This is a genomic window from Sediminicoccus rosea (assembly GCF_033547095.1).
In the GTDB taxonomy this organism is placed as follows: domain Bacteria; phylum Pseudomonadota; class Alphaproteobacteria; order Acetobacterales; family Acetobacteraceae; genus Roseococcus; species Roseococcus rosea.
On the sequence record NZ_CP137852.1, the window covers coordinates 3,960,104 to 3,972,510 of the forward strand.

The window sequence follows — 12,407 nt, forward strand, 5'->3', positions numbered from 1 at the left end:
GCGGCGCCGCACGCCACCTGATTTCACTTGCGCGGCGGCACGGCGTGCAGGAACCTTGGGCTTGGCTGTCCCGGTCCGTCCCCGCCATGAACGGTGCCACCCGCGGGAAAGGCTCCAGGGAGATACCTCGCCATGGCGCATGACGTCACCGACTCTCTGGAGTTGGCATCAGATGACGAGCATTTCGACGGCTTCTACGAATTCGACTGGCAGGTGCCGCACGACCATGACCTGACGGAGGGCATGGAAGAGCCCTCCCCCTTCGTCACCTTCGGCGGGAAATGGGGCAGCTCGCAGAGCTTCGGCACGCCCGGCGGGACCGTCACGTGGAGTCTGGTCGGCGCCGGCGTCTCCACCACTTCGCTCGGCTTCTACCTGGGCGGCAGCGTCTCGCTCGCGGGCTTCCTCGGCTTCGACTACGTCTCCGTCCTGCATCGCGCCTTCGCCGCCTGGTCGGCCATCGCGAACATCAACTTCGTGCAGGTCGGGGATGGCGGCGGCGCGGTCGGCCGCGGCACGGTGGGCACGATCCGCATCGCGGGCGGCTACATCGACGGTGATTCGGGCACGCTGGCGCAGGCCTTCTCGCCCAGCTTCAGCGCCCTCGGCGGCGACATCGTGTTCGACAGTTCCGAGATCGACCTGTGGGACACCAGCAGCTTCCTGGCCGTCGCGACGCATGAGATCGGCCACGCCATCGGGCTGAACCACACGAGCGTCCCCAACCAGCTGATGAACCCCGCCTACAACCCGGCCATCACGACGCCGCAATGGGACGACATCGCCGGCGCGCGCTACATCTACGGCCCAAGCGACCTCTCCGTCCGCATCAACGACGTGACGATCACCGAGGGCAATGGCGGCACCACCATCATGAGCTTCACGGTCAGCCGGGCCTCCACCGCCCTGGCGGTCTCGGTGGATTATCGCAGCCATGACGGCAGCGCGACGGCGGGCCGCGACTATGCCGCCGTGTCCGGGACGGTCTCCTTCGCGATGGGCGAGGCCTCCCGGCGCATCGACGTGGCGGTCTTCAACGACACCATCCACGAGCGGGCCGAGTGGTTCACCATCGAGTTGCTGAACGCGGCCGGCGGCGCCACGATCGCCGATGCCATCGGCATCGGCATCATCACGGACAACGACCCGCCCTTCACCTCGGCCAATCTCTGGGTGGCCGGCTTCGGCACGCAGGGCAGCTGGGCCAGCAACAACCTCACGCCGCGCCGCCTTGCCGATGTGAACGGCGATGGCCGGGCCGACATCGTGGGCTTCGCCCATGGCGGCGTCGTCGTCTCGCTCGCCACCGGCGGCGGCGCCTTCGGACCGGCCAGGCTGGCCGTCGAGGGCTTCGGGGTGAATGGCGGTTGGCTGAGCGACACCCTGACCCCGCGCCAGCTCGGCGACGTGAACGGCGATGGCCGGGCGGATATCGTGGGCTTCGCCCATGGCGGCGTCGTCGTCTCGTTGGCGAATGGCGAGGGAGGGTTCGGCGCCGCGCGCCTCGCCGTCACGGGGTTCGGCGTCCATGGCGGATGGGCCAATGACAACCTGACGCCGCGCAGCCTGGCCGATGTGAATGGCGACGGCATGGCCGACATCGTGGGTTTCGGCAGCGCGGGCGTCTATGTCTCGCTCGCGACCGGCGGCGGCGCGTTCGGCGCGGCGCAGCTGGCCGTCACGGGCTTCGGGCTCAATGGCGGCTGGACGAGCGACGATGCGCGGCCACGCCGCCTCGCCGACGTGAACGGCGACGGCATGGACGACATCGTGGGCTTCGGCAGCGCGGGCGTCTTCGTCTCGCTCGCGACCGGCGGCGGCGGCTTCGGCGCCGCGTCGCTGCGGCTCGGCGCCTATGGGTCGAACGGCGCCGCGGGCGGCTGGAGCTCGGATGACGCCACACCGCGCCGACTCGGCGATGTGAACGGCGACGGCATGGCCGATATCGTGGGCTTCGGCGGCACCGGCGCCCATGTCGCGCTGGCGAGCGGCGGCGGCGCCTTCGAGGGCAGCGAGCTTCGCCTCGGCGCCCTCGGCTCGGCGCCGTCGGCCGGCGGCTGGCGCAGCGACGACCTGTTCCCGCGCTATGTGGCCGACACCAACGGGGACGGGCTCGCGGATCTGCACGGCCTCGGTCACCTCGGCCTCTATAGCGCCTTCTCCAACTACCCCCTCTGACGCGGGGTCAGACGCCGAGCGCGGCGAGCGGGATCACCTCCACCACGCTGCCCTTCGGCAGCGCGGGGGCGAAGGGCGCGCGCAGGATCAGCCCATCGGCCGAGGCGAGCACCGCGAGCATCGAGCTGTCCTGGCGGGCGGCGGGCGTGGCCACGATCCCGCCCTCGGCGGGGATGAGGCTGGCGCGCAGATGGTCGGCGCGTTGGTCATTCTCGGGCAGGTCCACACCCGCAACGGCGCGGATGGTGCGCGGACCGGAATCCGGCAGGCCCTGCATGCGGGCGAGGGCGGGCAGCAGGAACACCACGGCGCAGACAAGTGCGGAGACCGGGTTGCCCGGCAGCCCCAGCACCGGCATGGCGCCGAGCCGCCCCCAGATCAGTGGCTTGCCCGGCCGCATGGCGATCTTCCAGAAATCGAGCGCAAAGCCCCCAGGGGTGGTGGATTGCCCCAGCGCCTTCTGCACCAGGTCATGCTCGCCCACGCTGGCGCCACCGGTCGTCACCAGCAGGTCATAGCCGCCCGACCCAGCCAGGGCCGCGATGCTGCCTGCGTCATCCGGCGCGATGGGCAGGATGCAGCCCTCGCCGCCAGCCGAGGCGATCACGGCGGCCAGCGCATGCGCGTTGGAACTGACGATGCCACCCGCGGGCAGCGGGTCGCCCGGCAGCGCGATCTCGTCACCGGTCGCCAGGATCCCGATGCGCGGGCGGCGATGCACGGTGAGCCAGGGGTGGTTGGCGGCGGCGGCCAGGCCGATGTCGCGCGCCGTCAGCCGGCGGCCGGCCGGCAGCAGCTCACCGCCCTCGGCGAAGTCGAGGCCACGGCGGCGGATCCAGCGGCCGACCGCGACACCTTCGGTGACGGCGAGGCGAGCGCCCTCGGCCTTGGCATTTTCCTGGATGAGGATGGCGTCGGCGCCGGGCGGCACGAAGCCGCCGGTAAAGATCCGCACCGCCTCGCCGGGGCCCACCTGGCCCGCGAAGGGGTGGCCGGCGGGGGCGGCGCCGGTCACGGTCAGCGTGGCGCCCGTCACGGCATCGGCCGCCCGGACCGCATATCCATCCATGGCGGAGACATCGGCGGGTGGTTGCGTCAGCCGCGCCACCACCGGCCGCGCCAGCACGCGGTTCCAGCCGGCGGCGAGGGGCACCGTCTCCGGCCCGGTCGGGCGGATGGCGGAGAGGATGCGCTGCCGGGCTTCCTCGAGCGGGATCACGGCGCCGCTTCGAAGCGGCCCGACTTGCCGCCCTCCTTCAGCGCGAGGTGGATACCCTCGATCCGCATGCCGCGATCCACGGCCTTCACCATGTCATAGACAGTAAGTGCGGCGACGCTGACGGCGGTCAGCGCCTCCATCTCCACGCCGGTGCGGCCGGTCACGCTGACCTGCGCCTCGATCTCGACCGTGTCCGGCCCGGCGATGGTCAGGTCCACGCGGACCTTGGTGAGCATGAGCGGGTGGCAGAGCGGGATCAGGTCGCTGGTCTTCTTCGCCGCCATGATGCCGGCGAGCCGCGCGACGCCCAGCACATCGCCCTTGCCGGCCTTGCCCTCGGCGATCAGCGCCAGCGTTTCGGGCGCCATGACGATGCGGCCGCGCGCGATGGCGAGGCGCTCGGTCTCGGGCTTGCCCGCCACGTCCACCATGGCGGCGCGGCCGGCTTCGTCGAAGTGAGTGAGAGTCACGGCCCCAGCAGCGCGCGCGTCGCTTCCGCCACGTCGGGCTGGCGCATCAGGTGCTCGCCCACCAGCACGCAATAGGCGCCGGCGGCGGCCATGCGGCGCAGGTCCGCCGGCGTGCGCAGGCCGCTCTCGGCCACCGGGATGCGATCCGCCGGGACCATGGGGATGAGCTCCTCGCTGGTCGCGAGGTCGGTCACCAGCGTCTTCAGGTTGCGGTTGTTCACGCCGATGAGGCGCGTCTGCAGGCCGAGCGCGCGCTCCATCTCGCGCGCGTCATGCACCTCCGCCAGCACCGCCATGTCGAGGCTGCGGGCGATGTCCTCCAGCTCATGCGCCTGGTCGTCGCTGAGCGCGGCCATGATGAGCAGGATGGCATCCGCCCCCATCGCCCGGGCCTCGAAGACCTGGAAGGGGTGGATCATGAAGTCCTTGCGCAGCACCGGAAGCTGGCAGGCGGCACGCGCGGCGATCAGGTCGTCCGGCCGGCCCTGGAACCACTTGGCATCCGTCAGCACCGAGAGGCAGGCCGCGCCCGCGCTCTCATAGGCGCGGGCCAGCACCGCGGGCTCGAAGGGGTCGCGGATCAGGCCGCCCGAGGGCGAGGCGCGCTTGATCTCGGCGATCAGCCCGGTGCGCCCCTCGCCGATGCGGGCGCAGAGCGCGCCGGTGAAGTCGCGCGGGCGGGACTGGTCCAGCGCGCGCTTCTCCATCTCGGCCAGCGGGGTCGCGGCCATGGCGGCGGCGACCTCCTCGGCCTTGTCCCGCAGGATTCGGGCGAGGGTATCGGAGAGCCCCGCATCGGGGATCACATCAACAGTCATTCGGGAACAGCCTCGGAGGTCGCACGGCGGAGGCGGATGAGAACATCCAGAGCGCGCCCGCTGTCAATGCTCTCGGCGGCGAGCGTGGCACCCGCCCGCAGATCGGCCGCGCGGCCGGCCACCACCAGCGCGGCGGCGGCGTTGAACAGCACCATGTCGCGATAGGCGCCGCGCTCGCCCTCCAGCAGGGCAACCAGCGCCGCGGCATTCTCCGCCGGCTCGCCGCCCCGGATCGCCTCGATCGGCCAGGCGGGCAGGCCCGCATCCTCGGGCGCCACGGTGAAGCGGCGCGTCTTGCCCGCTGCCAGTTCCACCACCTCCGAGGGGCCGGAAATCGCCAGCTCATCCATGCCCTGGCCGTGCACGACCCAGGCGGCCTCGGTCCCCAGGCGGCCGAGCGCCTCGGCCATGGGCTGCAGCCACTCGGCCGAGAAGGCGCCGGTCATCTGGCGCTTCACCCGGCCCGGATTCGCAAGCGGCCCCAGCAGGTTGAAGATGGTACGCGTGCCAAGCTCGACGCGCGCGCCGCCTGCATGGCGCAGCGCGGAATGGTGGCGGGGGGCAAGCAGGAAGACCATGCCGGCCTCGCGGATCACCTCGGGCAGGCGCTCCAGCGGCACGTCCAGGTTCACGCCGAGCGCGGCCAGCGCATCGGCCGCGCCCGATTTCGAGGAGAGCGCGCGGTTGCCATGCTTGGCGACCGGCACGCCGGCGCCCGCCACCACCATCGCCGCCGTGGTCGAGATGTTCAGGCTGCCCGAGGAATCGCCGCCCGTACCCACGACATCGATCGCATCCGCCGGCACCTCCACCGGGATCATGCGCGCGCGCATGGCGCGGACGGCGCCGGTCATCTCGGCCACCGTCTCGCCGCGCACGCGCATGGCCATGAGCATGCCCGCGATCTGCGCGGGCGTGGCCTCGCCGGCCATGATGATGCCGAAGGCGGCCTCGGCCTCGCTCTCGGCCAGGCGTTCCCCCGCCGCGAGGCGGGCCAATACGGGTTTGAGGTCGTTCATCCGGACTGTTTGACCTTCTGCTTCCTGGCGCGACGCGCCTCCCCTTATAGGGCGCATGGCGGTGCGGCCCAAAATGCGCCATAGGAAGCCATGGCGTCGAATCCGCTCCTTGATGCGACGGGTAGCCCCCGTTCGCGTGGCGGCGTCGCGCGCGCCGGCCCGCGCCGCGCGGCGATTCCCTGCCCCGCCCCTTTGCTGTAGGGTGCCCCGCGTGCGGAAACCTCTTTTGATCGGGCTCGGAATCGTCGTGGCCGCGGGCCTGGGTGGCACCGCCTACCGGATGCGGGAGTCGGCGCCGCAGCCCGTGAGCGTCGCCGCCGCCCCCGCCCTGCCCGACAACCTGCCCCTGCCGCCCGAGATGCCGCGCCTTGCCGATGGGCCGGATTATGACCGCTGCCTCGCCCTGCTGCGCGACGACCCGGATGAGGCGATGCGCTTCGCCCAGGCCTGGGACGCCACGGGCGGGGGCGACGGCGCGCGGCACTGCATCGCCCTGGCCCTGCTCGGCCTCGGCGAGCCCGACCGCGCGGCCGACCGGCTGGAGCGCCTGGGGGCGGCCAGCCGCGCGGGCAGCCTCGCGCGGGCCGCCGTCTTCGGCCAGGCCTCGCAAGCCTGGATGATGGCGGGCGACCCCAACCGCGCCTTCGCGGCCGTCACCATCGCGCTGACGCTGGCGCCGCAGGATGTGGAATTGCTGGTGGATCGCTCGGTGGTGCTGGCCTCGATGCAGCGCTACCGCGAATCCATCGAGGACCTGGACTCGGCCCTGGCGCTGGAGCCCGAGCGCGCCGAGGCCTGGGTGCTGCGCGCCGCCGCGCTGCGCCACCTGGAGCGCGTGGACCAGGCCTTCGTCGCCGTGGAGCGCGCCCTGGCGCTGACGCCCGACAACCCCGAGGCGCTGCTCGAGCGCGGGATCCTGCGGCAGCTGCGCGGCGATGCGACGGGGGCGCGCAATGACTGGCAGCGCGCCATCCAGCTCGCGCCTGACAGCATGGCGGCGGACCTCGCCGCGCAGAACATCCAGCTCAATGAATTGGGGCCGCAGCGGCGCTGAGCCCTGCGCTCAGCGTTCCATCAACCGCGGCATCAGCTCGACCAGGTTGCAGGGCCGGTGCCGCGCATCGAGCTGCCAGACGAGGATGTCGTCCCAGGCATCCTTGCAGGCGCCGGTGCTGCCGGGCAGCGCGAACAGGTAGGTGCCCTGCGCCACGCCGCCGATGGCGCGCGACTGCATCGTGGAGGTGCCGATCTTCTGGTAGCTCAGCATGCGGAAGAGCTCGCCGAAGCCCTCGATCTCCTTCTCCATCACCCGCTTGAACGCCTCGGGCGTCACATCGCGGCCGGTGATGCCGGTGCCGCCCGTGGTGATCACGCAATCCACCTGAGGGTCGGCGATCCAGGCGCGCAGCTGCGCCTCGATCAGGTCGGCCTCGTCGCGCAGGATCTCGCGCGCGATGCAGCGGTGGCCCGCGGCTTCGATGCGCGACTGCAAGGTCTCGCCCGAACGGTCGGTGCTGAGGTCGCGCGTGTCGCTCACCGTCAGCACGGCGATGTTCACGGGCAGGAAGGTGCGGGAAGGGTCGATCGGCATGCCGCTCAATTGGACCGGGCGGAGGTCATGCGCAACATGGCCGTGACCTCCTCGACGCCCGCGAAGCTCGGGAAGCCGCCGCCCGCGATCTGGTCGAGCGAGGGGGTCGGCAGGCCCAGGCGGTGGGCGTAGATCCAACTGAAGGTCAGCACACGCGTGACGAAGCTGCGCGTCTCATGCACCGGGATGCTCTCGATGAAGAGCAGCGGATCCGCCCGGCGCTGGGCGGCCGGGAGCCAGCGGTTGAGGTTGCCGGGGCCGGCATTGTAGGCGGCCAGCAGGCGGATCAGATCGCCCCGCACCGCCTCGTGCCGCGCCAGGTAATGCACATAGCGCTGGCCGAGCTCGAGGCTGAGGCCCGGGTCATGCAGCCGCTCCACGCCCTCGCCGCGCAGCGAGGGGTCGTTCGCCACATAGCTGGCCGTGGCGGGCATGAGCTGCAGCAGGCCGCGCGCCCCGGCACGGCTGACCGCGCTCGGGTCGAAGCGGCTTTCCTGCAGGGCCAGCGCGTAGAGCAGCGAAGGGTCCATGCGGAAGCCGCCATTGGGCAGCAGCACCGGCAGCGGATAGCGTGCGCCATCCCGCGCGCGCCCATCCTCGAGCTGTGCGGCGGTCGCCACCTGGGCGGCGAGGCCCGGCATGTTCGCCTGCTGCGCGACGGCAAGGATGCCCTGCGTCACCAGCGGGTTGTTGCGGGTGCGGCGCTGCAGGAGGCGCAGTTCCGCCTCCGCGCGCTCGCGCTGGCCGATCTGCAGCAGGGCCAGCGCGCGCCAGCCACCGGCCGTCTCGGCCAGGCCCTGGGCGCGGGATTCATTGGCGACGTCGCGCTCCCAGACCAGGCCGGGCGGCAGGCCGAGGCTGCGGCGGGCGATCATGCCATGGAAGGTGCGCGGCTCCTGCGCGGCCTGGAGCATCCAGGGCACGTATTGCGCCGGGCGGCGGGCGCGGACGGCGGCGCGGGCGGTCCAGAAGGCGGCGGCGGCGCGCAGCGTGGGCGGCGCCTGCTCGTTGCGCGCCGCACGCTCGAAAGCGTGGTAGGCGCTCTCGTAATTCTGCATCCCCCAGGCGGACAGCCCGGCCTGATAGGCCAGAAGCGCATTCTGGGGGGCGAGGCGCATGCCCTCCTGCGCGATGGTCCAGGCCTCGGCATCACGGCCCTGGCGGAAGAGCGATTGCGCCATCTCGGCCTTGAGATGGCCGAGATAGGCGTTGCTGAGGCCGCGCCGGGCGCGGATCAACGTCAGCGCCGCATCCAGGTTGCCCTCGTTGATCCGGGCCTGGACGGCGCGTTCGAGGCCGGCGTCACGGGTGAAGCTGGCCTCGGCCGGCGCGCGCTCCTCGGGGAGGAGGTCCGCCATGGTGTCGGGCTGGCTGGGCGGGGGCGGCGCGGCGGCCCCGCGCGGGAGGAGGCGCAGCAGGGCCTCATGCAGCAGGGGCGCGTCAGGCAGGTCGGCGAAATCGGCGAGCCAGGCCTGGAGTTCGTTCAGGCTGGGCTCGCCCCGGTTGTAGCGGTCGGCCAGCAGATGGCCCATCAGGCGGCGGTCATCCAGGCGCTCCGCCTCGCGGATGGCGGCCGGGATGTCGCCGCGGGCCTGCGCCTCGAAGGCGCGGCGCATGCGGGCGGCATCCGCCTGCCCCATGGGCTGGGGCAGCGACGGGACCGCGGCTGGGCCGGGGGGCGTTCGGGTCCGCACCTGGAAAGGGGCGGTCTGGTCTTGGGCCCGCTGGGCGGTGGCCGGGCTGAACCCGGCGCCGAGGCAGAGAAGACCGGCAATAACGCCGGGCAGGGTGCGGGCCATGGGGCGCAGCGCTCGCATGACCAAGCACCCCTAACCCAGGCCCGGCTGGTAAAGCAAGCGTTGATTGTCCGGGTCGCCCTTTATCGGTTTCGCGCCGGACAATCGTGACGTTAAGCTTTTTCCTTCGCCCCAATGTCGCCATCATTCATGGCGCGCTGCAACATCAGCAGATCAGCCCATGCATCACGCTTGGCGATGGGGTTGCGGAGGAGATAGGCGGGATGGAGGGTGGGCAGCGCCATCAATACTTTACCTTCAAGTATTGATACTTGGTGCCAACGCCCGCGCAAGCGGGTGATTCCGTCGCGCGACTGAAGAAAGCCCTTGGCCGCGACACCGCCCGCCAGCACCAGGAAGCGCGGCCGCGCCAAGGCCACATGGCGCAGCACGAAGGGCAGGAAGAGCGCGATCTCGGCATCGGTCGGCGTGCGGTTTCCCGGCGGGCGGAAGGGCAGGATGTTGGTGATGTAGAGGCTCTCGGCCCGGCCGAGCCCGATGCTGGCGAACATCCGGTCCAGCAACTGGCCCGAGGCGCCGACGAAGGGGCGGCCCAGCCGGTCCTCCTCGGCGCCCGGCGCCTCGCCGATCACCATCACGGGCGCGCCGGCCACGCCGTCGCTGAAGACCAGGTTCGTCGCCGTCTCGCGCAGCGGGCTGCCGGTGAAGCCGGCCATGGCCTCGCGCAGTTCCGCCAGCGTCGCGGCGCGGGCCGCGAGCGCGGCCGCCGCCTCGCCATGCGGCGTGGCCTTGCGCGGGGCCGCCGGGGCGCGCTGCGGCGCGGGCCCGCCGGGCGGGTCGGTGCCGCCCGCCTGGCCCTCGGCCTGGCGATCGGCAGAGGGCACGGGGCGGCGCGCGCGCGGGGCCGCCGCCTCCAGGATCGCCTCGTCGGCACCCATGGCGATCTGCCAGCGCAGGCTGGCCAGCAGCGCGATCTGTTCGGCGGGCAGCGTCATGGCGTCTTTCTACCGTGTCATGCGGGTTCCGCGAAACCGGCGGCTCGTCTAGGTTCGCCCCCCACGGAATTTGCCGCGAAGGGTGGTCGGGATGAGCGAAGAACGCGAAGCGATGGAATTCGATGTGCTGGTCATCGGCGCGGGCCCGGCGGGCCTCGCCGCCGCGATCCGCCTGAAGCAGCTCAACCCCGAGATGAGCGTCTGCGTGGTCGAGAAGGGCGGCGAGGTCGGCGCCCATATCCTCTCCGGCGCCGTGCTCGAGCCCCGCGCGCTGGACGAGCTGATCCCCGACTGGCGGGAAGACCCGCCGGCGCTGGCCACACCCGCCGGCGAGGACCGCTTCATGCTGCTGACGGAGACCAAGGCCTTCAAGCTGCCCACGCCGCCGCAGATGCACAATGAGGGCAACTACATCGTCTCCCTCGGAAATGTCGCGCGCTGGCTGGGTGCGAAGGCCGAGGCGCTGGGCGTCGAGATCTATCCGGGCTTCGCGGCCTCGGAGACGATCATCGAGGATGGGGTGGTGAAGGGCGTCGTCGCCGGCGTCATGGGCATCGTGAAGGATGGCTCGAAGGGCCCCGACTACCAGCCGGGGATGGAACTGCGCGCCACCACCACCCTCTTCGCCGAGGGCTGCCGCGGCAGCCTGACCAAGAAGCTCTTCGACACCTTCAACCTCCGCGCCGAATGCCAGCCGCAGACCTACGCGATCGGCATCAAGGAGCTGTGGGAGATCCCGAAGGAGAACCACAAGCCCGGGCTGATCTGGCACAGCGCCGGCTGGCCCCTGCCGAGCGACACCTATGGCGGCTCCTGGCTCTACATGTTCGGCGAGAACCTGGTGAGTGTGGGCTTCGTCGTCGGCCTCGACTATCCCAATCCCTGGCTCTCGCCCTTCGAGGAATTCCAGCGCTTCAAGCACCACCCGGCGGTGGCGCCGATGCTGGCGGGCGGCAAGCGCATCTCCTATGGCGCGCGCGCGCTGAACGAGGGCGGCTTCCAGTCCATCCCGAAGCTCACCTTCCCGGGCGGCGCCCTGATCGGCGACACGGCGGGCTTCCTCAACGTGCCCAAGATCAAGGGCACGCATCTCGCCATGAAGTCCGGCATGGTGGCGGCCGAGGCGATCGCGGGCGAGGGGATCGAGGCCTATCCGGGCCTGCTGCGGCAATCCTGGCTCTGGTCCGAGCTGGAGGGCGTGCGGAACATCCGTCCGGGCTTCGCCAAGTTCGGCTTCTGGGGCGGCATGGTGAACGCGGCGCTCGACACCTACGTCTTCAAAGGCAAGGCGCCCTGGACCATGGGCCACCACCATGACCACACGCAGCTCAAGGCCGCCGCCGACGCGCCGCGCATCACCTATCCCAAGCCCGACGGCGTGCTGAGCTTCGACCGCCTCTCCTCGGTGTTCCTGTCGAACACCAACCACGAGGAGAACCAGCCCGCCCACCTCGTCCTGCGCGACCCGGGCAAGTGGCTTGGCGAGAACTGGGAACGCTATGCGAGCCCCGAGAGCCGCTACTGCCCGGCCGGCGTCTATGAGGCCGTCGGCATCGAGGAGGGCAAGCCGGCTCTTGTCATCAACGCCCAGAATTGCGTCCATTGCAAAACCTGCGACATCAAGGACCCGTCGCAGAACATCGACTGGAAGACGCCCGAGGGGGGTGGCGGCCCCAATTATCCCGGAGGGATGTAGCGCATGGCCGAAGCCAAGACCGACGCACGCAGCGACGCTGAGAAGATCAACGCCTTCCTCCCCAAGCGCGGCGCGCAGGGCCCCTGCCCCGCCTGCGGGCAGGATGCCTGGACGCTGGTGGGCGGCCCTGGCTGGTCCGTGACCCTGCCGATGATCGACGGGGCAGGCACCATCCCGCCTGCGCCGCCGCATGTCCCGGTCTATGCGCTCGTCTGCAACAATTGCGGCAATCTCCGCCTGCACGCGAGCCGCGTGGTGGATGCCGAGGAGGGGCCGTGATGCTCGACCGCTTCGCCCCCTATGGCCTCAGCGTCCTGCGCATCGTGGCGGGGCTGCTGTTCTTCCTGCATGGGCCGCAGAAGCTGATCGGCTTCCCGCCCTCGCCCCGCCCCTCGCCCGAGCTCTTCTCCATGCTGGGCGCGGCCGCGACGCTCGAGGTGATCGGCGGCGCGCTGCTCATCATCGGCCTCTTCACCCGGCCCGTCGCCTTCGTCATGTCGGGGCTGATGGCCTTCGCCTATTTCATCGCCCATGCGCCGCGCAGCTTCTGGCCGACGAGCAATGGCGGAGATGCGGCGATCCTCTTCTGCTTCCTCTTCCTCTACCTCGTCCTCGCGGGCCCCGGCCCCTGGAGCATGGACGCGCGCCGCAAGTCATGACCCCC

12 protein-coding genes are annotated in these 12,407 nt (G+C 71.4%); 5 read left to right on the top strand and 7 right to left on the bottom strand.

What is annotated here, in order from left to right:
* Positions 1–132: 132 nt before the first annotated feature.
* Positions 133–2,178 carry a matrixin family metalloprotease gene (locus tag R9Z33_RS19005; protein ID WP_318648132.1) on the top strand — a complete coding sequence of 682 codons (2,046 nt, stop codon included), beginning with the start codon at positions 133–135 and terminating at the stop codon, positions 2,176–2,178.
* 7 nt (positions 2,179–2,185) lie between these two features.
* Here R9Z33_RS19005 and R9Z33_RS19010 read toward each other — a convergent pair whose 3' ends face one another.
* From R9Z33_RS19010 to trpD, 4 genes are read right to left on the bottom strand one after another with little or no spacing between them, the layout of a single operon-like run.
* On the bottom strand, positions 2,186–3,397 hold the full coding sequence (locus R9Z33_RS19010; protein WP_318648133.1) for a molybdopterin molybdotransferase MoeA: 1,212 nt from the start codon (positions 3,395–3,397) through the stop codon (positions 2,186–2,188).
* Complete coding sequence (gene moaC, locus R9Z33_RS19015; RefSeq protein ID WP_318648134.1) at positions 3,394–3,867, bottom strand: cyclic pyranopterin monophosphate synthase MoaC; 474 nt, start codon at positions 3,865–3,867, stop codon at positions 3,394–3,396. The genes R9Z33_RS19010 and moaC overlap by 4 nt, the downstream gene beginning before the upstream one ends.
* The gene (gene trpC, locus R9Z33_RS19020; protein ID WP_404830617.1) at positions 3,864–4,685 is read right to left on the bottom strand and encodes an indole-3-glycerol phosphate synthase TrpC; all 822 of its coding nucleotides are present in this window, start codon (positions 4,683–4,685) and stop codon (positions 3,864–3,866) included. The genes moaC and trpC overlap by 4 nt, the downstream gene beginning before the upstream one ends.
* Positions 4,682–5,704: an anthranilate phosphoribosyltransferase gene (gene trpD, locus R9Z33_RS19025; RefSeq protein ID WP_318648135.1), complete on the bottom strand. Its 1,023-nt coding sequence runs from the start codon at positions 5,702–5,704 to the stop codon at positions 4,682–4,684. The genes trpC and trpD overlap by 4 nt, the downstream gene beginning before the upstream one ends.
* Before the next feature lie 226 nt (positions 5,705–5,930).
* Between trpD and R9Z33_RS19030 the strand changes: the two genes are divergently transcribed.
* Positions 5,931–6,758, top strand: a complete 828-nt coding sequence (locus tag R9Z33_RS19030; protein ID WP_318648136.1) for a tetratricopeptide repeat protein — start codon at positions 5,931–5,933, stop codon at positions 6,756–6,758.
* Between the two features lie 9 nt (positions 6,759–6,767).
* Here R9Z33_RS19030 and moaB read toward each other — a convergent pair whose 3' ends face one another.
* From moaB to R9Z33_RS19045, 3 genes are all read right to left on the bottom strand, one after another.
* Positions 6,768–7,295, bottom strand: a complete 528-nt coding sequence (gene moaB, locus R9Z33_RS19035; protein ID WP_318648137.1) for a molybdenum cofactor biosynthesis protein B — start codon at positions 7,293–7,295, stop codon at positions 6,768–6,770.
* A gap of 5 nt (positions 7,296–7,300) precedes the next feature.
* Positions 7,301–8,911 carry a lytic transglycosylase domain-containing protein gene (locus R9Z33_RS19040; protein ID WP_318648138.1) on the bottom strand — a complete coding sequence of 537 codons (1,611 nt, stop codon included), beginning with the start codon at positions 8,909–8,911 and terminating at the stop codon, positions 7,301–7,303.
* A 293-nt stretch (positions 8,912–9,204) separates the two neighbouring features.
* Positions 9,205–10,047, bottom strand: a complete 843-nt coding sequence (locus R9Z33_RS19045; protein WP_318648139.1) for a uracil-DNA glycosylase — start codon at positions 10,045–10,047, stop codon at positions 9,205–9,207.
* 91 nt (positions 10,048–10,138) lie between these two features.
* Here R9Z33_RS19045 and R9Z33_RS19050 point away from each other — a divergent pair, with 91 nt between their 5' ends.
* The 3 genes from R9Z33_RS19050 to R9Z33_RS19060 are packed head-to-tail and all read left to right on the top strand — an operon-like array spanning position 10,139 to position 12,402.
* Complete coding sequence (locus R9Z33_RS19050) at positions 10,139–11,743, top strand: electron transfer flavoprotein-ubiquinone oxidoreductase (RefSeq protein WP_318648140.1); 1,605 nt, start codon at positions 10,139–10,141, stop codon at positions 11,741–11,743.
* A gap of 3 nt (positions 11,744–11,746) precedes the next feature.
* Positions 11,747–12,022, top strand: coding sequence for a hypothetical protein (locus tag R9Z33_RS19055; RefSeq protein WP_318648141.1), 276 nt, complete (start codon positions 11,747–11,749; stop codon positions 12,020–12,022).
* Positions 12,022–12,402: a DoxX family protein gene (locus tag R9Z33_RS19060; RefSeq protein WP_318648143.1), complete on the top strand. Its 381-nt coding sequence runs from the start codon at positions 12,022–12,024 to the stop codon at positions 12,400–12,402. The genes R9Z33_RS19055 and R9Z33_RS19060 overlap by 1 nt, the downstream gene beginning before the upstream one ends.
* The last annotated feature ends 5 nt before the right edge of the window (positions 12,403–12,407 follow it).

Excerpts from the sequence above, each read along its gene's own strand:
- trpC (WP_404830617.1), bottom strand. The coding sequence starts at position 4,685 with ATGACTGTTGATGTGATCCCCGATGCGGGGCTCTCCGATACCCTCGCC.
- trpD (WP_318648135.1), bottom strand. The coding sequence starts at position 5,704 with ATGAACGACCTCAAACCCGTATTGGCCCGCCTCGCGGCGGGGGAACGC.
- R9Z33_RS19005 (WP_318648132.1), top strand. The coding sequence starts at position 133 with ATGGCGCATGACGTCACCGACTCTCTGGAGTTGGCATCAGATGACGAG.
- R9Z33_RS19040 (WP_318648138.1), bottom strand. The coding sequence starts at position 8,911 with ATGCGCCGCGCCTTCGAGGCGCAGGCCCGCGGCGACATCCCGGCCGCC.
- moaB (WP_318648137.1), bottom strand. The coding sequence starts at position 7,295 with ATGCCGATCGACCCTTCCCGCACCTTCCTGCCCGTGAACATCGCCGTG.
- R9Z33_RS19060 (WP_318648143.1), top strand. The coding sequence starts at position 12,022 with ATGCTCGACCGCTTCGCCCCCTATGGCCTCAGCGTCCTGCGCATCGTG.
- R9Z33_RS19050 (WP_318648140.1), top strand. The coding sequence starts at position 10,139 with ATGAGCGAAGAACGCGAAGCGATGGAATTCGATGTGCTGGTCATCGGC.
- R9Z33_RS19045 (WP_318648139.1), bottom strand. The coding sequence starts at position 10,047 with ATGACGCTGCCCGCCGAACAGATCGCGCTGCTGGCCAGCCTGCGCTGG.
- R9Z33_RS19055 (WP_318648141.1), top strand. The coding sequence starts at position 11,747 with ATGGCCGAAGCCAAGACCGACGCACGCAGCGACGCTGAGAAGATCAAC.